Below are 17,828 nucleotides of genomic sequence, written 5' to 3'. Positions count from 1 at the left end.
CGCCCGATGCCCGAGCTAGGGCTCGTCGTCGACCGCGCCGGGTGCCAGGGCGGGGGAGGGGAAGGCGTGACGTGCCTCGCCGCCGGACCACCACACGCCGATGGCGAGGACCGCGGCCGCCTCCAGCAGCCCCGCGCGGGACAGGCCGCCGCACGGCAGGGGGGAGCAGCCCATCGACGTGATCAACTCTGCCGCGAGGTCGGCCGCGGTGGGCGTGCCGGCACAGAACGGCACCGCCAGGGGCGCGCCCTCGAAGACGGGTCGCGGCAGGGTCCAGATGCTCTCGTGGCAGATGCCGAAGACCTTGGCGACACCGGCGTCCGGCGCGGCGGCCGCGATGCGCGCGGCGACGGAGTCCGTGCCGCCGGCGGTGGTCAGGGAGGGCCCGTCCGGGCCGGGCTCCATCGGCACCGTGCAGTCGAGCACCGTCCGTCCGGCCAGAACCGGGGCGAGCTCCCGGGCCAACCGCGGTGCGCGGTCGGCTGGTACGGCCATCAGGACGGCCTCGCCGTAAGCAGCCGCCTCGGCCAGGTCGCCGTGCCCGGCGGCTTCGATCCTCGCCGCGGCCGTGGCCGCGGCCGCTACGTTCCGCCCGCCCACCAGGACCTTGTGTCCGGCCCGTACCCAGGCACCGCCCAGGGCGGTGGCCATCGAGCCCGTACCGAGAATGCCGATGCGCATGGTGCTGCTCCCCTTTGCTCTTGCCTCGTGGGATGTCATGACCCGAACGCTAGGCGGGCCGATGCACACCGCGCGGTGTGCATCGGCCGGGCAGGATGGGCGTATGGGAGAGCATGAGGAGCTGGCGGGGGACGGGTTCGCGGCGGACTGCCGGGCCCGGGTCGCCTTCGAGGTGCTGGCGAACCGATGGGACAGCGTGGTGGTCTTCATCCTCGGCGAGGGCGGCCCGATGCGCCCGCGCGACCTGCTGGACCGGATCGGCGGGATCAGCCCCAAAGTGCTCAACGACGCCCTGCGGCGGCTGGAGTACAACGGCCTGGTGGAGCGCCGCCGTTACGCCGAGGCGCCCCCGCGCGTCGACTACCTCCTCACCGAGGCCGGCACGGCCCTGCTGGTGCCCATCCGCGCGATGGGCACCTGGGCCGCCCGCTACGCGGACGTCGCCCTGGCCTCTCAGGACCGCTTCGGCACCCGCTGATAGGGCAATGGACTTTGTGCCAAGACCAGGGCTGACGCAACCCAGCCTGACCTCAAAGCTCTCCGCTCGACCTGTTACGGTCACCTCGGCGCGGAAAGCACGCGAACACGGCTCCGGTCCAGGGAGGTTGATGAATATGGCCGTCAACGGCCTTCCTCGGCATGCCCTTTTCCGGTCCGCGCGCTGAAGCGACGCGACGCGGTCCGGGTCGTTCCAACGACCAGGAGTCACACGTGCATTCCTCCCTTTCCCACCTTTCCAAGGACCTCACCGAGCTGACCACCGAGCGGCTCGTCCTCCGCACCTGGACTGCGGCCGAGGCCCTCGCCGTCCTCGAATGCGAGAGCAGCACCCGGCCGGCCGACTGGGCCAAAGACTTCCCCTCCGAAGGCGACGGCGTCATCGCGAGCCTCCTCGGCGACCACCCCGCCTGGCTCGGCGCGTACGGCCACCGGCTGATCATCGAGCGGGACAGCGGTCTCGTCATCGGGTCGATCGGCCTGTTCTGGCCGCCCGCCGAGGGGGTCCTCGAACTCGGGTACGGCATCGTCGCCTCCCGACGCGGCCGGGGCTACGCCACCGAGGCCACGAGGGCGCTCACCGCCTTCGCCCTCGCCGCACCCGGCGTCCACACCGTGGCCGCCGGCGTGGAACCGTCGAACCCGGCCTCCGTCCGCGTTCTGGAGAAGGCCGGCTTCGAGCGGTACGACACCACGCCAGCCGATGACGCCGCAGGTGTGGCTCGCTTCGGAGTCACACGGGCATAGCCTCGGGAAGTAAGAGCCCGGTGGGCCGGCGCCGCCGCCGGCCCACGCCGCCGGCGTCCTGGCGCTGCTCGAAGGTTTCGACCGGTTCCCCCAGGTCGTTCGACTCAGCAGTGGTGTCCACCAGGTGCCGGCCTCGGTCCACACCGGCACCTGGCTGGTCTCGGCGTCGAGAATGCAGATATAGGGGCCGCACCGCTCGACGACGGCCGTAGCCACGGTGGCTGGGTCCGTCAGGAGTGAGGTGCTGGTGAGGACTTCGAGCTGATCGACGGACAGCCACATCGGCTCGTCCGGTGTGCGCGGTCCGTGCGGCGCGCCCTGGTGCAAGGGGCTGCCCCGGGCAGGGGCATACTCGCTGGATGGGCTCGATCTATCGCAGTGAGAGGGGCCGGCAGTCCATCCAGGGCTGGTGTGCCGATCAGCTTGATCGATGGACGGTTCCGCATGAGCGCATGAAGGTGACGGCCAAAGAGGCGCCCACTCACGTAGTGGCTGCGGGCTCCGGCTCGACGACGGTGGTGTTCGTCCCCGGTACCAATTTCAATGCTGCTTCTTCCTTGCCGTTGGCGACGGCCCTGGTCACTGCCGGCCACCGGGTCTTACTCGTGGACGTCCCGGGGCAGCCTGGTCTCAGTGCCGCAGAGCGTGGGCCCTCTGGTGGCGGACTGTCCTGGTATGGCGCTTGGCTGGGCGAGACGCTGAAGGAGTTGTCGGCCGGTCCCGTGACAGTCCTGGGCCATTCTTTCGGCGCCGCCGTCACCGTCTCGTGCGCTGCGCCGTGCATCGAACGACAGGTTCTGGTGTGCCCAGGCGGGCTGGCGAGGCTGCGGGTCACCGCCGGCGTGATGGCCGCCTCTGCTGCGTGGTACCTGCGTCCGACGCCGAAACGCAGTGCCCGGCTCCTGAGAGCCATGCATGCGCCCGGCCACCAACCACGTCCCGAGTTGGTTGAGTGGATGACGCTCATCGCCCGACACGTCCGCTCAAGCGGATCCCCAGGGATCGCGGATCTGCCCCCAACCACTGCTCGCCGCTGCGCCGTCGCGGGTGAGCATGACACCTTCCTACCACCTCGACGCCTCGGCCCCGCCGTGCGCAGAACACTCGGTATCGACCTTCACGTGGCCGCTGGCAGCGGTCATCTCCTGGTTGACGAAGACCCCGAATACGTGGCTGCTCTCGTCGACAACGTGGGCGGGGCTCGGCCTTCACCCCAGGCGAGTTGAGGGGGAACCTGCCCCGTGCTGCTGCGGACCTGGTTCGGCCGTCAGATCGCCATGGGCTTCGTGAAGATCTTCTCCGGGATCTTCGCGGTGGTGCTGTGCCTGTCCCCCTGCTCCCGGGCGCGTCCCAGCGGGACCTCGGGCTCCTCCCCTTGGGCCTGGCGATGGCGACGGGAGTCCTGCTGCTCAGCCGAAGGGCATCAAAGGGCATTAAACAGCGCCAGGAGGTCTTGGGCACGCCGGCTATCGGCGTTGAAGCCGACGAGGCCACGTCGCTTGTAAGGGGCGGGCTGGAGGATGAGTGCGTTGTGGCACTGGAAGCAGAAGGCGATCTCGAAGAGGACCTGATCGGCGTTGTGCGCTCGGATGCCGTATCCGGGCATGAAGCAGCGCATGACGTCGCCCGTCGGCAGATCGGCCACGAGGTCGAGGATCCCCAGAGCTTCCTTGCCTAGCCACGTTCCGGCGGTCGTTCCAGGAACGCCGGTCCACTGGTGGGACCCCGTGGGGTCTTCGATGCGGACGCACTCAAGTCGCTGGGTCTGCGGGGAAGTAGAGGGCAGGAGCATCCGGCAAGGATGTCACCTCAACGGATCGTCCTGTGGCGCGGCGGATGTGAACGTCAGCGCTGGCAGGAAGGCTGCACCAACGCCTGGAAACTATGGGAGGAGATCAAGGAACAGGGCTGTCCCCGCGGCTACGCAGGCGTCCGCGACTACGTCAGCAGGAATCTCCGCGGCAAGCCCCAACCAGTGGTTCCTCGCCCGCCTTCGGCCCGCGCCGTCACACGCCGGCTCCTCACCCACCCCGACGCCCTGCCCGAAGGACCGGATCCAGCTCAAAGCCGTCCTGGTCAACTGCCACGAACTCACCGCACTCTCCGGGCACGTGCGTTCCTTCGGCCATATGGTCGCTCACCTCCAGGGCGACCAGTTGCCGACCTGGATCGAAGCGGTCACCTCTGCTGCCGACCTGCCTAGTCTCCGGCACTTCGCCCAGCGCCTTGAACGCGACCTCGACACCGTCATCGCCGGCCTCACGCTTCCCTGGAACTCCGGAGTCGTGGAAGGCCACGTCAGCCGGATCAAGATGCTTAAGCGTCAGATGTTCGGCCGCGCAGGATTTGAACTCCTCCGCAAACGAGTCCTGCTGGCGTGACCGAGAGTCACACGACCGCACGAAGTGGGCCAGAGCCCGCGGTCACGCACATAACCCCGGACCAGAAGCCGAACCGCGCGTCACGTTACAGCGGGGCAAAGGTTTTTTGATGCGGCACGGCTGGAGCAGCGGCTGGGGGACATCGCTGCGGGGCGCCACCGTCAGATGCCTCAGCGGATCGGGCAGGACGCGGAGGCGGTCGCCGAGGTGTGCGCAGTGCGCAGGGATGCGCGGGCGCGGGCGAACGCGGCTGCCACCGATCAGAAGGGGGCGGACGAGGTGCTGCATCGGGCGCCGGTCCGCTGGTATGCCGACTGGTTCCTGTCCCGGGTGCCGGGGAAGGTCGACATGGACCGTGACGCCATCGCTGCGCGGTTCGCGGCGTTGGGGAGGAGGTTCCGATGAAGCGGTACCCGGACCGGCTGCGGGTAGAGACACGCGAGGAGTTCGAGGCGCGTCTGAAGCGGGAGACCGCGAAGGCGGCGAAGGAACTGCACAGGCGTCCCGTGGCCGCATGAGTCCCCCGCAGAAAACACGAGAGCCCCCGTCCTCCTGGTCGCGGAGGCGGGGGCGCTGCGGTGTGCGAGGTCTGGCAGCGTCAGGTCTGGCACTGCGAGGTCGCCGCGCTGGACCAGTTCGACCAGGCGCCCCCCGCCGGCCTCACGTGGACGCGGATCGTGGCTTTGACCGTGTCACAGATGCGGGACTTGGAGGCGATGGCGATCGGGCCGACCGTGGAACGCCGCTCCACGATGGTCCGGCCGCTGCCCATTTTCACCCAGTCGCCGCCGCCCGCCTGGAGGTACGCCTCGTACTCGACCCATGAGGCGTGGGAGCGGGAGTTGGTGATGAGGGCGTGGGCGGTGATGTCGCGCCAGAAGATCCCCCCGTCCTTCCAGCGTTCGGCGGAAATACAGCCCCGGGCGCCGATGTTCTGCGTCGAGACCCCGCCGCCGCAGGCGACGGCAGCGGCGTGGGCCTGGGCGGGGAAGGCGAGCGCGGTCACGGCGGCTGCCGCGACGAGGGTTCCCGTACGTTTCATGGTCCGGGCAGTTTTCGTCATGGGGGAACCGTATCCGCTCGTTCAGTCGCCCGCCCCGGTATCCGGCACAGTCACGGTCTGGTCCTGGACGTCTTCGACCACGGTGGCACCGACCAGGCCGAGACCGAGCAGGTTAGCGGCGACCAGCAGTAACGCGCCGGCCGCTTCTGTGCACCCCGACAAGGTGGGGCTGAAGCCGGACCGGATCGCCCCGCGCCGCGAGAGATCGAGCCGGAACCTACGCCGCGTAGGAAACGGCGCTGGTCATTCCTCGGTCGCTGATCCTGATACCCGCGTATTTCTCGTCTGTTCGTGCTGCACACCGGGATCGCCTGGGAATACCTGCCGCAGGAACTCGGCTTCGGATCCGACAGCGAGTGACCGCACCACAAGAAGTGGACCAGAGCCTGACGAAGAACAGCGTTTGTCGCCAGGTTCCGGAGTCACCTGATGATCAATGGACCCGTGAATGTCGATGAGAGATGACGGCACTGGCATGGCCACAAACGCGGGACGGCCAGCCGCTCGTCAGGGCGGGCCGTCGGTAGTAAGTAGCGGCAGGTGTCAGAGCCGGCGTCTGAACCCCTGTTCTGTCGCTTGCTGTGGCGGATGCATCCCTGATGCATGCAGGCGTGTAGCTGCGCTTGGTGCTCGCTGTTTGTCAGCCGTGACAATGAGCGTTCGTACCGGTCCGGCCGCCCTACGGGACGACCAGTATGCGGCCCAGCTGTGCACGGCTCTCCAGCAGCCGATGCACCTCGGCCGTCTCGGTCAGCGGCAGCCGGGCGTGGACCGCTGTACGTAGCAACCCCTGGGCCGCGTACTCGGTAAGTTCAGCCAGGTCCCGGCACGCTCGGCGTCAGCCGCATGCGCGGCTATGAGGGAGTACCCCATGACGGATCTCAGGGCGAACAGACCGGTGACGGGGATGCTGCCGAGCTCGCCGCTTGCGGCTCCATACGTCACCAGCCGTCCGTACGGGGCCAGTACGTCCAGGCTGCGGCTCAGGATGTCGCCGCCGGCCGCGTCGAGGACGACGTCCACGCCGCCCGGTACGGCCGTGCGGACCTGCTCCGGCCAGTCATCATCGGTGTAGTTGACGCCGATGTCGGCGCCGTGGGCGCGAGCGAAGTCCAGCTTGGCAGCCGTACTGGCCGTGGCGATGACCGTACCCGCACCGAGTACCTTCGCGAGCTGCACAGCGAGGTGGCCGATGGCGCCCGCCGCGGAGTGAACCAGTACGGTCTCGCCGTGCGCCAGCCGCCCGGCGCGCAGCACGCCCAGGGCCACCGGTGCCACCATCGGCAGCGCGCTGGCCGTGCCCGCGTCGAGCCCGTCAGGTACCGGGACGAGCCATCGCGCGTCCGCGAGGATGAGGTCACAGAACGCGTCTTCGGAGGCCACGGCGACCCGCTGCCCGATCAGGACCGGATCCGCGTCCGGCCCTACCGCCTCGACTGTGCCCACCACGTCGCCAGTAAGGGGCCTGGGTAAAGGCCTCGGATAGAGCTCGGTCTGGGCCATTCCGCGCCGGAGCTGGGTGTCCACGAAATTGGCGGCGATCGCCTCGGCCCGTATGCACACCTGCCCTGCCTCTGGGACGGGCACGGGGACTTCTTCCAGGGTGAGGACCTCGGGGCCCCCGTACGAGTGGTAGCGGATTCGTCGCATGGGACGGCCCCCCGCCGCTGGGCCCGGGAGCCCCGCCCAGGCAACGGCTGCTGGCCTTCTTCGACGCGGTCGTGGACGTAGTCGGCCGCAACAAGGGCCTGCTGGCCGCTCTCGGCCAGGCAGCGACAGCCCCCCGCGACACACAGGAGGACTCACGCGAACAGCACTCGGTCTACGGGTTCTGGCACGGTCACATCAGCGCGCTGATCACCGAGGAACGCCCCGACCTGGACGCCGAGTTGCTGGCCCATATCCTGCTTGGTGCTCTGCAGAACGGACCGATCGTGCACCTGCTGGGGCAGGGAGAGGCTCAACGGCTTGCGGCGTCCCTGCGGCTGCTGGTCACCGGCATGCTGGAGGCGTAACGGCCCGCTGGACCCTGCCACCTCACGGGCGAAGACCGGCCATCCCCCACTCGGTTGTCACTCGTGCCCGTGTCAGCAACCACCTGCTAGTGCCACTGTCCCGGGCTCCTCGAGGCCTGGACGAGGACACCTCCACCACACCGGAGGCCTTCGCCATGATCAAGCCCAGCGACCGTTAACAACGCTCGTGATCAGTACACCTAGGACTATCGCCTGTCTCGTTGGTTGGTCCGGGCATGGGGCGGGGTGATCTCACGGATGAGGAGTGGGAACGGCTGAGGCCGTTGCTGCCGGTCAGCGCGCCGGCTTCCGACTCCACGTCGCCCTGGACTCGGCCGCCCGCGCCGCCAGCGCGCCGGTCGAAGTGCTGGAGGCCATCAACGTGATCCTGCCGTCCGGGCTGGTCGTGCGGGACATCGTCGTCGCCGACGCGGGCGCGACCGCCGAGGACGGCGTCAGCATCGACGCCGAGGCGGCGCAACTGGTCGTCGCGCTCGTCTCGCCCGGCAACAGCACCATGAGCCGCAAGCTCAAGCCCCTGCTGTACGCGGAGACCGCGCCGCACTACTGGCGCCTGGAGTTCGACCCGGCCCTGCGCCTGATCTGCAGCGAGCTGGACGGCGGCCGGTACCTCGGGGCGATGACGCCTTCCGGGCGCCGTGACCCGCATCGAGGCACCGTTCCCCTTCGAGACCGCCTCGGCGCTCGCCCAGCGGCACAAAGACCGAGACCCACCCGCTCAGTGCTGCGGAACCCCGGCACGGCAGGGTCCTCCTCCGGCAGCCGGGGCAATTTCACACACGGTGGTCATATCGCGGCCGTCCCTCGGGTTTCTGGGTGGTCAGCATCCCGGGTGGGGGCCCTTTATCCCTTCACCCCACATGTATCTGTTTTCTGGAGCCCCGGCAGCCGCCGGGGCTCCTTTTGTATGCCTTCGGAGGTCTCCGTGATGGATCTTGCTTCTGGGTGAACAGCTTCAGCGCCGCGACTTCCCCGTCGTCGCCGAACTCGCTGTAGGGGCCGATGCCGAGGGTGACGGCGTTGGCCTCCTCCGCGGTTTCACCGGGAGCGCTGGCCTGCTGGTAGGGCGACGGGGCGGGGCGTGGCGGCCCGTGTACGGGTGACGGGCTGGAATCAGCGATGTCAAGCTGAGTGCTTGTGCATCACGTCGAGGTAGTGACGATCTCGGTGAGGCACGTGGTTGTCCCGGCCCGGGAGGCTGAAGACCGCGTAGACGTCAGCGGGCCGGGTGAGGATGCTGGACTGCTGGCCGAAGGTGAGGGTGTCGTTGACGTGATGCTCGCAGTCTGCGGCGTCCAGGGCCGTGACCAGTTCCTCGCGGAGCACGGCGGCCGCGAATGACTCCGATTCGGGCAGGACGAGAGCGGGGAGTGTCGCTGTCGAACCGGGCCAGAGGTGGAGCCAGATGCCGCTGACCGCCCCCTGGGTGACGTCCAGCTTGAGTCCGTCCCAGGAGTACGGGTAGCCGTCAATGTCGGGCCCCTTCATGAGGATGGCGGGGTGCGGCCGCCCCGGGCCGAGGAGGTCCGCAGCCTCAGCCAGGGGCATTCCGCAGTGAAGCGGACCGATCCGGCCGGTTCGGGCGAAGTCGACGAGCACGTTCATCAAGGTCACGGCAGTGACTGTGACACTCTCCCGGGCCTTTGCGCACTCCGATATCAGCGCGGCGCGAAGCCCGTCCTGCCCTGTCGGACGTCGACGAGCTGCAGAAGGCGGGCCGTCACCGGCACGTCACGTTCGCGTGGTGTCGGGCCGGCCGGAGTGGGTGTGTCGGTGAGGCAATCCTTGCCGGCGCGAAGCCCTCTGCTCAGGCCGGCGTTCCGGTCTCGCCGCCGCTCAGCTGCTGCACCACCTCATCCGGGTCGGCGAGCAGCCACGTCCGCCGGCCGACAGCCGGATGGTCCCTGCGGAAGGCCGACACCATTGCGGCTGCATCCCGCAGGTCACATGCGTCGCGACCGGCCAGCTCCCGTGTGATGACGACCGCGTTGTCGAACGTGATGTTCCGCTCCAGCAGCAGGTCCTGCACCGCGTCCATGCCGTGCTCAGCCAGAACTGCCGCGCATTCCGAAGTCAGCGATGCGAACCAGGCGGCACGCTGCTGGTACGCAGCGGTGGCGCCACTGCCGTCATCGCAGGCAAACGTCGGCTCCAGTGCCGTCACGAGGCGATGGACGTAGGTGTGCTCGACGTACGGATCCGATGTCATGGTCTCGATACGGTGCGGGTACTCCTTGCGGAACTCGGACCAGTCCCGTTCGATTTCGGAGATGGTCTGCAGCAGGACCGGATAGCGGTCGTAGCAGCCGCCGTCCACGCCTCGGAACACCTCGCGCAGAAGGGCGAACGGCAACTCGGTGCTCTCCGCGAGCAGGACGGCGTCGTAGAGGTCCTTTCCCTCGGGATGCCGGTCGCTCACCAGCCAGAGCACCTTCCAGGCGAGCGACAGCGCACGGGTCGCCGCGTGAACCACCACCGGGGTGGCGCCCTGCGGCCCGAGGATCTCAGTGGGCTCCGCGGGCGCTGGAAGGTGCTCGTTGAACACGAAGTCGAGCTGTACGCTGCCCGCCGGGACCCCGTCGGCTTCGGCCGTCCACGGGATGACCAGCCGCCGGCCCGGCACTCGGTCGTACGACCAGATCTCGTCGCTGATCGCAGCGTGTGCGTCAAGGCGTACGGGCCCGCCGCGGTGGGACAGCGCCTCGGCCGCGGTGGCAATGCCGTCGAGCATCTGGTCCGTGCGGTCGTCCGACAACTGCCAGGTCTCCGGTACCACGACGAAGTCGAGGTCTCCCGGCTCGCGTGCCGCGTCCCCGAACCACTCCTTGAGTAGCATGCTGCCGCGGAGCACGAGATGGTCGGCCCATGGGGACTGCGAGAGCGCGGTCAGTACGTGATGCAGGGCCTGCTGCCGCGCCTCGTACCACCGCTCCCCGATCGCCGTGTCCGCGAATGCGGGCTCCCCCAGGCGCATCCCGAAGACATGGTGGGTGGCCGCTGGGTCGAAGACCGGGCGCTGCACGACACCGTCATCCGGTACGGGAAGCAGGGTAGTGGGCAGATCCATCTCGGCCCGGGTCACCTCGTCGGGCCTGACCCGCGGTACGACCGCTGTGTCCTCCCAAGGTCCGTACCTGAACGCCCGCCACTGTGCTGCTGCACCCGTTTCGTCGGTCCCCGTCACGAGTCGATCCCTTCCCCCGTCGTTGTGCACTCCTCGTCCAGCCAGCCGGCGTCGAGTGCCAGGTTCCCGTCGTACACCACGAACTCCCGCTCGATGGCGGTGAGGCGCTGGCCCGCGGCGCGCAGTTGCCCCGACAAGGCGTCCAGCCGCTGTCCGGCGCTGGTCAGGCCCATCATCCGGCACCGCTGTGTCACGAACCGCTCGACCCTGTCGTCGGACCGCACCCGACGCGCGTTCCGTGAGAGGTGCGCACCGTGCCCGACGACGAGGTCGCGCAGGGAGTCGAGGGGAGCAGCGTGCTCCAGCAGCAGCTTGAGGTGATGCTCGAAGTAGAAGCCGGGGCCGAGCCTTGCGGCTTCCTCGTCCGTGCTGGGTACGCCCGTGGTCCACGGAGCCGCCTCGATCTTCGTCCGCACGACGTCGAACCCCGCGGAGCGCAGCCCGTCTGCTTTTGCGGCCGCTTCGGCCCGGACCTCTTCATACGTCCCGGACCGGTGCAGCGTCAGCATCGGCTGGGAGGGTACATCTCCCTGTTCTAGGACTATGTGGGTGCACTTGAGGTGGTGGGCCGCCGCGTATGCGGCCAGCGCTGCGGCCGCCCCGTGGTCCCCGTCGTCCCGGACGGTGAGATGTACCTCGAAGTCCCCCACGAAGGCGGGGCTCTTGGCTGCTTCCTGCCTGTATCTGGGCACTGCTGTCCTGCCACTCGCACTCATCCCGAGATGATCACACAGCTGCCTCAGGGCCATTTTCGGGGCGGCTGTACCTCGCTGCTGCTCGACGTGGCGCTGGGCGAAGCCGTCGGTGTCTGGCGCATCGGGGAAGGGGACGTGCCCTGTGGAGCGGGCTGCACCGTTCGCTCCACAGGGTCGCTGCGACCGGCGACCTCGGAGGCCTTCACGGGGGGCTTCCCTCCTTAGAGTCCGGTAATGAACTCATGAACTCATCAGTCGACGGGCCGGGCCCCGCGCCTCCTGACACGACAGGCCCCGGGGCTACTGACGCCTCGGGCCAGCCGGGAGCAGGTGACGGATCGGGTGCCGACACTGTCGCCTTCGACTGGCACTCCGTCGTCTACCGGGACTTCGATGTCGAACTCGACGAGCCGGGCAGCCGCAGTCGTGCGGCGCTGGAAGCGCTGAACGCGGAGCTGGGAACAGCCCCTGATGCCGAGGGCTTCTTCCTTGTCGGCCACTGGGCGGAGCAGTTGTCACTGGCCGTCAGTGCGGGGCTGCCCGCACTCCTCGGGCAGCTGTCCCACCCGGACCCCGCGGTGCGTCGCATCCTTGCCGTGGTGTTGGCCTACACCGACGCCCTCCCCGACGACATCGTCCCCGAGCTCCGCGCGCACAGCGAGCACGACCCCGACGCGCCGGTCAGACTCGGGCTGCTGCTGGCGCTCGGGCGGTACGCGGATACCCCGCAGGTGCGCGATTATCTGCGCCACTGCCTGGCAGGGGACCCGGCCGAGGCGCTTGGGGCGGCGCTGGGCCTGCTTCTGCCGCCGAGCCCGGAAACCGATGACGCGGTGATCGACGAAGCGGTCGAGGCGCTCGCCCGGTGCGCCGATGAGGCCGGGGCTGCGCTGGCGGAGCTGGCATGGTGCGACCCGGAATGGAGCGGGCCGGCGCCGCGCGGCCCCGTGCACGGAGTCGACACCTGGCTCCGCCCCACCCCCGCGCTGCGCTCCCGCTGGCTGACCCGCATGCTTCCCGGGCTGTGGGACGGCCGCATCGAGGCCTCCGCGGCCCCCGTACTCGTCAAGGCTGCTGACCGGCTGTTCGCCAAGGACGGCGAGGGTTGTGGGGGTCATGCATCGGCGGTCGCGGGTCTGCTGGGCCATCCCGATCCCGACGTGCGATGCGCTGCCCTCAAAACGACCCGCCTGCGCCTGCACGACGGCTATCGCGATGCCTTGGCCACGATTGTGCGTGCCCCCGTCCCCGACCCCGTCGTGTTCGAGAAGGCGCTGGCGATTCTCACGGGGATGGGCGACCCCCGGTGTCTGCCGTTGATACGGCAACGGATCCGTCAGGGCACCCTCCCCACTGGGCTGTTGCGGTCGGCCAAGGGCCTGGCCGACCAGGTATGGCCGCACCTCCAGGAGCGGCTCGCCGAGGACATCTCGTCCGCCGAGGTCTGCTCGCTGCTGACCGAAACCTATGGATGGCACGGCGGCGGTCAGGCCGTCCCTCAGGTCATCGGCACGCTGGAGCGGCTGTGCAGACGCATCGAAGCCACCGGCCCTCCCGAATACGACGATCTGGAGGCGGCGCACCAGTCCTGCCTGTTCCTGCGCCGGTACGGGCTGCCCGAGGAGTCGGCGAGGTCGGCCCTGCGGCGGATCACCGCCGGAACGGACCCGGAGCTCCGGCTGTCCGGCATCGGGGCGCTGAGGGGAGTCGGCGTGTCGGCGGACGACGAAGTGGTGCGCCTGCTGCTGGACGTCCTCGCGCGGCGAGGCCACACCCTTCGTACCGCGAGCCGCCGTGGCCTGCGTTTCGACGTCAACGCCTGCAACCAGCTGGGTCAGCTGGGCCCGCGGGCCCACCTCGCCGCCGCTGCCCTCCGTAGTCTGCGTGACGGCGCGGCGGAGCCGGCCGAGGTGAGGGTGGCCGCGGCCTATGCGCTGTGGCGGATCACCGGTGACGCGGACGGCGCGTGGCGTGCATTGGTCGAGCAGATCCCGCACGATCCGCAGGGGGCGCTGGACAACCTGGGCTTCATGGGCGTCGCCGCTCACCCGGCGCTGCCCGTACTCCGCGACCATGCCAGGTCCGATGGCGAAGTAGGCGCCCGCGCCCGGAACACCATCGGCATCATCGAGGCCAGGTTGGCCAAGAGGTAGGGCACGGCGGCACGACCGGGTAGGGGCGGGTGGGGCCGACATCGCCCCACCCGGTATCTGCTCAGCCTCACGCGCCGGCGGGCCGGGCAACATCGAATGCCAATTACCGATGCGGCCCTTGCCTTCGGCAGGATGTGCGCCATGACCGAGATCCGCACGCCTCGCCTCCTCCTCCGCCGCTGGCATGACGACGACCTTGCGCCGATGGCGGACATTCACGCGAACCCACGGGTCATGCGCTGGGTCGACGACGGCCCGGTGCGCGACTTGGACCACACCGCGGAGGCGATCGAGCGGTGGGAGGAGGAGTGGGACGAAGAGGGCTTCGGCCTATTCGCCGTCGAGCTGCTCGCTTCGGGCGAGCTGGCCGGCTTCACAGGTCTGTCGGTGCCCGAGTTCCTGCCAGAGGTGATGCCCGCTGTGGCGATCAGCTGGCGGCTCGGCTCGCAGTTCTGGGGCCAGGGTTACGCTTCCGAAGCCGCCCAAGCCACGCTGGAGTTCGCGCTCCAGGACCGTGGCCTCGACCGTGTCATCAGCATCAACCGGGTGGGTGACGACGCCTCCGAGAACGTCATCCGCAAGCTCGGCATGGTGCCGGAACGCGAGACGACACACCCGGTGTACGGCTTTCCGCTGCGCGTTCACACCATCGACCTCACTGAATTCCAGGCGTGAACCGGCCGAGCCTCGGATCATCACGAGACATTGGCTGAGAGCCTTGACCAGATAGCCGTGAGGGCCCGCTCCGCCACGGCCAGGCCCTCAGGGGCGTCTCCGCGGGGGACGGGCACGCGATCGGACACGACCGCGAACGTTCTACCTGCGCGAACGCCCACTGTTCAGCCATTTGCCCCGGCTACGGTGTGGAACACGCTGTACATCGACGCGGCGGTCAAGAAACTGGAGGCCGGGGGCGTGAGGATCTCCCCCGAGATCCGCTCACGCCTGTCCCCGCTGGTCCACGAGCACATCAACTTCCAGGGCCGCCACCCCATCATCCGCTTCCACAGCGACGGGGCCCTGCGGCCCCTGCGGCCCCTGCGGGAGCTGGGCGAGTGCGAGGAGTAGAGGGACGGGTGTGTCCTGGGCGGGGGCCGTCTGGCTGTGTCGCTTCTCGTGGATGTCGTTTCGACGTCGGCTCGGGAGTCGCCTGCCGTCAACATGCGTGATCAATATTGATGTGAATTGAGGTCACTGGACCGCTCTGTATGGACAGCCGTGAGTGCGGTCGCTTCCAGGGCCGCGCTGCGGTCATGTGGCGCGAAGGGGTGGTGTGGGGCCTGTCGGGTACCCGTCGCGGACGGTGAGATCGACGCGGGTGTGCAGTCGGGTGGTGGTGAGGTAGTACTCCTCGACGGCGCGCCAGCGCGTGATCCAGGCTTCGCGTTCGGGGGTGCGGCCTCGGTCGTGCAGGCGGCGCAGGCACAGGTCGGCGGAGGTGTCGACGAGGACGCGCAGGTCGTAGTAGGCGGCCAGTTCCGGGCGGACGGTCAGGACACCTTCGACGATGACAATCTTGCCGCGTGGGATGGTGCCCGCAGTGACGGGACGGGATGCGCGGCCGGCCGGCGGTCGGCCGGACAGCGGCACCAGCACGTGGTCGCGCAGGCGCGGCCAGTCGAAGTAGCCGGCGTAGCCTGCCACGGTGTCCATGGCCAGGCGTTCGGGGAGGGGCCTGGGCAGTAGGTAGTCGTCACCGTGGATGACGGTGGCCCTGTCCGGGCCGCCCAGGTGTTCGGCCAGGATGGTGGCCAGTGTCGTCTTCCCGGACCCCGCCCGGCCGTCGAGCGCCACCAGGGCCGTGTCGTGTACCGCGCGGGCGGTGATGGTGGCCGTGATGCGGTGGATCTGCTGAGGCTTCAGTGCCATAGCGGGAGATCTACCCACCCCGACCCTGGCCGGCGAGCTGTTTGGGTGGTCAGGACCGACCGGCGGGCGTGTCCTTCACACCGGCGGCGTGGAGCATCCGCTCCTGTGGTCTTCACAGGCCGGGGGGAGGGAATCGATCCGGTCATGCGCCCTGTGCAGACCGTCCACGGCCCGCTTCCGGCCTCGTGCGTCCAGGGGCCGGTGCTGGCCCACGAACACCTGGCCCTGGACCTCAGACGGAAGACCGACCGCAACGCCGTGCTGCTACCGGGCGCACATGCGGCCCCGGTCGCCGCCGAGCTGGCACGCCTTCGCCAGGAGTACGGCCTGGCCCTGGTCATCGAGCTGACCTGCCGGGGCATGGGCCGGGACCCGCACGCGCTGACGCGCATCTCCCGGGCATCGGGGGTGGCGGTGGTCGCCGCCACCGGCTGGTACCACCAGTCCTTCCACCCGCCCGAGGTCGCCGCCGCCGGCACCGACCTGCTCACGCAGCGCCTCCGGGACGAGATCGAGCACGGCATCGCCCACACCGGTATCCGCCCCGGCGTCATCGGCGAGGTCGGCAGCCACGGGGCCCGGCCCAGCAAGGCCGAACGACGCGTTCTGACCGCCGCCGCCCGCGCGGCAGCCGCCACCGGCCTGTCCGTCGCCACCCACGCGCACCTCGGCCAGGGCGGCCCGGCCCAACTGGAACTGCTCACCAGTGCCGGACTGCCCGCCCACCGCGTGAGCATCGGCCATCAGGACCTGCTCCACGACCCCATCGTCCATCGCGAACTGGCCGCGGCAGGCGCCTACGTCGCGTTCGACACGGTGGGCAAAGCGAACTACACCGACGACGCCACCCGCCTGCGCCTCCTGCTCGCCCTCCTCGAAGCAGGACACGCCGACCGGGCGCTGCTCAGCTGTGACATCTCGCGGCACCGATACCTGCAGGCCGAGGGAGGCCACGGCTACGGGCACCTCTTCCGGTCCTTCCTGCCCCAGGCACGCGCGGCAGGCATCGACGACGACATGATCGACCTGATCACCCGCCGCAACCCTTTGCGCTTTCTCCTCGCCCCGACCAAGGAACACGTGTGACCAGCTCGATCGCTCACCAGTGCGCACCGCAGCCGGCTGGCCCTCCCGTCTCCGACGCGCTCACGGCCGCCGGATGCCGGAAGATCTTCGCGGACAAGAAGTCCGGCAAGAACGCGCTCCGCCCGGAGCTGAAGGCGTGCCACGCCTTCCTCGACCCCGGCGACACCCTCGTGGTCCCCTCCCTCGCCCGCTACGGCCGCAGCCTGCAGGACCTCATCAACATGGTCGCCGAACTCCGCGACCGAGGGATCGGCTTCACATCGCTGCACGAGAACCTCGACACCCCCCGGCGGCCGGCTCGTCTTCCACGCCTTCGCCGCCCTCGCCGAGTTCATCCGCGAACTCATCGTCATCGGCACCAACGAGAGCTTGGCCGCCGCCCGCGCCAGCGTCCGAGTCGGCGGACGTCCCACCGTCGCCACCGAGGAAGTCATCAAGGCCGCCCGCGACCTGCTGCCCGACCAGGGCCGCTCCATCACCTCGTCGCCAAGCTCCTCGGCATCTCCCCGGGCACCCTCTACAACCACACCCCCGACCTGCGCGAACTGCGCGTCAGCGCCGCCCCCCGTCAGGTCGAAGTCCACACGAGGTAGGCGAGCCCCAGCAAGACCGTTCTCACCGGGATTTCTCGTACCTCAACTACTCACACCCGGAGAGGCCCGTGGGTTGAGGGAAACCGAAGTCTGTTCAGCGTGAACTTACGGGTCGGTCCGTGTGCATCAGCTGGGCGAATCCGTGGGTTCGGCGGGAACCGTGGGGTGGTTCGCGAGTCGGTGGGCTTCGGCCGTGACCTCGGCATCGACCTGGTCCAAGGTTCGGTCGCCGTATTCGAGGATGCCGTACTCGTCGTCGAGTTCAGCGAGGCGCTCGGTCAGGGACAGCTCATGTCCGTGGCGCTGGTGAATCCGGAAGGTGAACTCCCGAGGCGTGAGCTCTCCGGCGAGCATGCGGCGTGCGAGTGCTCGGGCGACGGCTTCCTGACCGGCCTCGCTAGCGACCGGATAGAAGGTGAGGCCGAGTTCGGCGAGTGCTGCGGGAAGCAGGTCGTGAACGTCGTAGTCCGCCTCGGCGCGCGTGCAGGCGGCGAGGATCCGAAGGCCGGGGGTGTCGAGTCCGGCGACGAGCGCATCACAGGCGGCATTGACGACCTCGCTCGCGCGGATTTCCCCCATGCTCCAGAGGGCGGCATGGTCCTGTAGAGCGATCGCTGCTGCTTCGGTCGACGTCATTCGTTCATGATTCCCTTCATGGTGCGTCCGGGTCGAGCAGATTTCATCGAAGGTGCTTTCCAGCGGCCTGTTCCAGCAGGGCTCGTGCGGAGTCCGCGCAGCGCATCGCGGTCTTCTCGTCGAGCCCGAAGACCTCGGCGAGATGCAGTGGGTCCGGCTCGTGGGTCAGGGCCTCCTCGAGCTGCCGGTCAACGCGGAGCCGTTCC

General features: G+C 69.2%; 22 protein-coding genes. 13 read left to right on the top strand and 9 right to left on the bottom strand.

All coding sequences use genetic code 11. The annotated features are described in order from the left end of the window. Nucleotides 1–15: 15 nt before the first annotated feature. The gene (locus AC0680_RS15215) at nt 16–681 is read right to left on the bottom strand and encodes an NADPH-dependent F420 reductase (RefSeq protein WP_478628412.1); all 666 of its coding nucleotides are present in this window, start codon (nt 679–681) and stop codon (nt 16–18) included. 103 nt (nt 682–784) lie between these two features. Between AC0680_RS15215 and AC0680_RS15210 the strand changes: the two genes are divergently transcribed. The 6 genes from AC0680_RS15210 (at nt 785) to AC0680_RS15185 (ending at nt 4,712) form a co-directional block, all read left to right on the top strand. Continuing rightward, nucleotides 785–1,159: a winged helix-turn-helix transcriptional regulator gene (locus tag AC0680_RS15210; protein WP_478628411.1), complete on the top strand. Its 375-nt coding sequence runs from the start codon at nt 785–787 to the stop codon at nt 1,157–1,159. Nucleotides 1,160–1,392: 233 nt separating this feature from the next. Then, entirely contained in the window at nt 1,393–1,926 is a 534-nt protein-coding gene (locus AC0680_RS15205) for a GNAT family N-acetyltransferase (RefSeq protein ID WP_478628409.1), read from the top strand. A gap of 359 nt (nt 1,927–2,285) precedes the next feature. Then, complete coding sequence (locus tag AC0680_RS15200; RefSeq protein ID WP_478628407.1) at nt 2,286–3,152, top strand: alpha/beta fold hydrolase; 867 nt, start codon at nt 2,286–2,288, stop codon at nt 3,150–3,152. A 149-nt stretch (nt 3,153–3,301) separates the two neighbouring features. After that, the gene (locus AC0680_RS15195) at nt 3,302–3,604 is read left to right on the top strand and encodes a hypothetical protein (protein ID WP_478628406.1); all 303 of its coding nucleotides are present in this window, start codon (nt 3,302–3,304) and stop codon (nt 3,602–3,604) included. After that, nucleotides 3,516–4,307 carry a transposase gene (locus tag AC0680_RS15190; RefSeq protein ID WP_478628404.1) on the top strand — a complete coding sequence of 264 codons (792 nt, stop codon included), beginning with the start codon at nt 3,516–3,518 and terminating at the stop codon, nt 4,305–4,307. Before AC0680_RS15195 ends, AC0680_RS15190 begins: the two co-directional genes overlap by 89 nt. 165 nt (nt 4,308–4,472) lie before the next feature. Further along, complete coding sequence (locus AC0680_RS15185) at nt 4,473–4,712, top strand: hypothetical protein (RefSeq protein WP_478628402.1); 240 nt, start codon at nt 4,473–4,475, stop codon at nt 4,710–4,712. Nucleotides 4,713–4,905: 193 nt separating this feature from the next. Here AC0680_RS15185 and AC0680_RS15180 read toward each other — a convergent pair whose 3' ends face one another. The 3 genes from AC0680_RS15180 to AC0680_RS15170 form a co-directional block, all read right to left on the bottom strand. Beyond that, on the bottom strand, nt 4,906–5,370 hold the full coding sequence (locus AC0680_RS15180) for a hypothetical protein (protein WP_478628400.1): 465 nt from the start codon (nt 5,368–5,370) through the stop codon (nt 4,906–4,908). Nucleotides 5,371–6,049: 679 nt separating this feature from the next. Continuing rightward, a complete protein-coding gene (locus AC0680_RS15175) occupies nt 6,050–6,157 on the bottom strand; it encodes a hypothetical protein (protein WP_478628398.1) in 108 nt (35 codons plus the stop codon). Continuing rightward, nucleotides 6,121–7,020 (bottom strand): quinone oxidoreductase family protein, encoded by a 900-nt coding sequence (locus tag AC0680_RS15170; RefSeq protein WP_478628396.1) that lies wholly within the window; start codon nt 7,018–7,020, stop codon nt 6,121–6,123. Before AC0680_RS15170 ends, AC0680_RS15175 begins: the two co-directional genes overlap by 37 nt. Before the next feature lie 71 nt (nt 7,021–7,091). On the opposite strand from AC0680_RS15170, the gene AC0680_RS15165 reads away from it, so the two are divergent. Together AC0680_RS15165 and AC0680_RS15160 are read left to right on the top strand one after the other, a co-directional pair. Next, a complete protein-coding gene (locus AC0680_RS15165; protein ID WP_478628394.1) occupies nt 7,092–7,385 on the top strand; it encodes a hypothetical protein in 294 nt (97 codons plus the stop codon). A 265-nt stretch (nt 7,386–7,650) separates the two neighbouring features. Continuing rightward, nucleotides 7,651–8,355 (top strand): hypothetical protein, encoded by a 705-nt coding sequence (locus AC0680_RS15160; protein ID WP_478628391.1) that lies wholly within the window; start codon nt 7,651–7,653, stop codon nt 8,353–8,355. A gap of 173 nt (nt 8,356–8,528) precedes the next feature. Here AC0680_RS15160 and AC0680_RS15155 read toward each other — a convergent pair whose 3' ends face one another. The 3 genes from AC0680_RS15155 to AC0680_RS15145 form a co-directional block, all read right to left on the bottom strand. Further along, on the bottom strand, nt 8,529–9,020 hold the full coding sequence (locus AC0680_RS15155; RefSeq protein ID WP_478628389.1) for a hypothetical protein: 492 nt from the start codon (nt 9,018–9,020) through the stop codon (nt 8,529–8,531). A gap of 193 nt (nt 9,021–9,213) precedes the next feature. Beyond that, the gene (locus tag AC0680_RS15150; protein WP_478628387.1) at nt 9,214–10,473 is read right to left on the bottom strand and encodes a nucleotidyl transferase AbiEii/AbiGii toxin family protein; all 1,260 of its coding nucleotides are present in this window, start codon (nt 10,471–10,473) and stop codon (nt 9,214–9,216) included. Between the two features lie 113 nt (nt 10,474–10,586). Then, a complete protein-coding gene (locus tag AC0680_RS15145) occupies nt 10,587–11,282 on the bottom strand; it encodes a hypothetical protein (RefSeq protein ID WP_478628386.1) in 696 nt (231 codons plus the stop codon). Nucleotides 11,283–11,527: 245 nt separating this feature from the next. Here AC0680_RS15145 and AC0680_RS15140 point away from each other — a divergent pair, with 245 nt between their 5' ends. The 3 genes from AC0680_RS15140 (at nt 11,528) to AC0680_RS15130 (ending at nt 14,506) form a co-directional block, all read left to right on the top strand. Continuing rightward, nucleotides 11,528–13,438, top strand: a complete 1,911-nt coding sequence (locus AC0680_RS15140) for a HEAT repeat domain-containing protein (protein ID WP_478628384.1) — start codon at nt 11,528–11,530, stop codon at nt 13,436–13,438. Nucleotides 13,439–13,579: 141 nt separating this feature from the next. Next, on the top strand, nt 13,580–14,113 hold the full coding sequence (locus AC0680_RS15135) for a GNAT family N-acetyltransferase (RefSeq protein ID WP_478628382.1): 534 nt from the start codon (nt 13,580–13,582) through the stop codon (nt 14,111–14,113). Between the two features lie 186 nt (nt 14,114–14,299). After that, entirely contained in the window at nt 14,300–14,506 is a 207-nt protein-coding gene (locus tag AC0680_RS15130; protein WP_478628381.1) for a Tn3 family transposase, read from the top strand. A 183-nt stretch (nt 14,507–14,689) separates the two neighbouring features. On the opposite strand, the gene AC0680_RS15125 is transcribed toward AC0680_RS15130, so the two are convergent. Next, nucleotides 14,690–15,307 carry a uridine kinase family protein gene (locus AC0680_RS15125; RefSeq protein WP_478628378.1) on the bottom strand — a complete coding sequence of 206 codons (618 nt, stop codon included), beginning with the start codon at nt 15,305–15,307 and terminating at the stop codon, nt 14,690–14,692. Nucleotides 15,308–15,451: 144 nt separating this feature from the next. Between AC0680_RS15125 and AC0680_RS15120 the strand changes: the two genes are divergently transcribed. Together AC0680_RS15120 and AC0680_RS15115 are read left to right on the top strand one after the other, a co-directional pair. After that, nucleotides 15,452–16,393 (top strand): phosphotriesterase family protein, encoded by a 942-nt coding sequence (locus AC0680_RS15120; RefSeq protein ID WP_478628376.1) that lies wholly within the window; start codon nt 15,452–15,454, stop codon nt 16,391–16,393. Further along, entirely contained in the window at nt 16,390–16,986 is a 597-nt protein-coding gene (locus tag AC0680_RS15115; RefSeq protein ID WP_478628373.1) for a recombinase family protein, read from the top strand. The genes AC0680_RS15120 and AC0680_RS15115 overlap by 4 nt, the downstream gene beginning before the upstream one ends. 126 nt (nt 16,987–17,112) lie before the next feature. On the opposite strand, the gene AC0680_RS15110 is transcribed toward AC0680_RS15115, so the two are convergent. Then, the gene (locus AC0680_RS15110) at nt 17,113–17,622 is read right to left on the bottom strand and encodes a hypothetical protein (protein ID WP_478628371.1); all 510 of its coding nucleotides are present in this window, start codon (nt 17,620–17,622) and stop codon (nt 17,113–17,115) included. Nucleotides 17,623–17,828 lie beyond the last annotated feature (206 nt).

The sequence above is a fragment of the Streptomyces sp. NPDC043738 genome, assembly GCF_056436545.1.
This window is presented reverse-complemented; position numbering and strand designations above follow the sequence as displayed.

Bases quoted from the DNA above. Each gene is read 5' to 3' on its own strand.
- AC0680_RS15215 (WP_478628412.1), bottom strand. From the start codon at position 681: ATGCGCATCGGCATTCTCGGTACGGGCTCGATGGCCACCGCCCTGGGC.
- AC0680_RS15210 (WP_478628411.1), top strand. From the start codon at position 785: ATGGGAGAGCATGAGGAGCTGGCGGGGGACGGGTTCGCGGCGGACTGC.
- AC0680_RS15200 (WP_478628407.1), top strand. From the start codon at position 2,286: ATGGGCTCGATCTATCGCAGTGAGAGGGGCCGGCAGTCCATCCAGGGC.
- AC0680_RS15190 (WP_478628404.1), top strand. From the start codon at position 3,516: ATGCCGTATCCGGGCATGAAGCAGCGCATGACGTCGCCCGTCGGCAGA.
- AC0680_RS15185 (WP_478628402.1), top strand. From the start codon at position 4,473: ATGCCTCAGCGGATCGGGCAGGACGCGGAGGCGGTCGCCGAGGTGTGC.
- AC0680_RS15180 (WP_478628400.1), bottom strand. From the start codon at position 5,370: ATGACGAAAACTGCCCGGACCATGAAACGTACGGGAACCCTCGTCGCG.
- AC0680_RS15170 (WP_478628396.1), bottom strand. From the start codon at position 7,020: ATGCGACGAATCCGCTACCACTCGTACGGGGGCCCCGAGGTCCTCACC.
- AC0680_RS15150 (WP_478628387.1), bottom strand. From the start codon at position 10,473: ATGGATCTGCCCACTACCCTGCTTCCCGTACCGGATGACGGTGTCGTG.
- AC0680_RS15140 (WP_478628384.1), top strand. From the start codon at position 11,528: ATGAACTCATCAGTCGACGGGCCGGGCCCCGCGCCTCCTGACACGACA.
- AC0680_RS15135 (WP_478628382.1), top strand. From the start codon at position 13,580: ATGACCGAGATCCGCACGCCTCGCCTCCTCCTCCGCCGCTGGCATGAC.
- AC0680_RS15125 (WP_478628378.1), bottom strand. From the start codon at position 15,307: ATGGCACTGAAGCCTCAGCAGATCCACCGCATCACGGCCACCATCACC.
- AC0680_RS15120 (WP_478628376.1), top strand. From the start codon at position 15,452: ATGCGCCCTGTGCAGACCGTCCACGGCCCGCTTCCGGCCTCGTGCGTC.
- AC0680_RS15110 (WP_478628371.1), bottom strand. From the start codon at position 17,622: ATGACGTCGACCGAAGCAGCAGCGATCGCTCTACAGGACCATGCCGCC.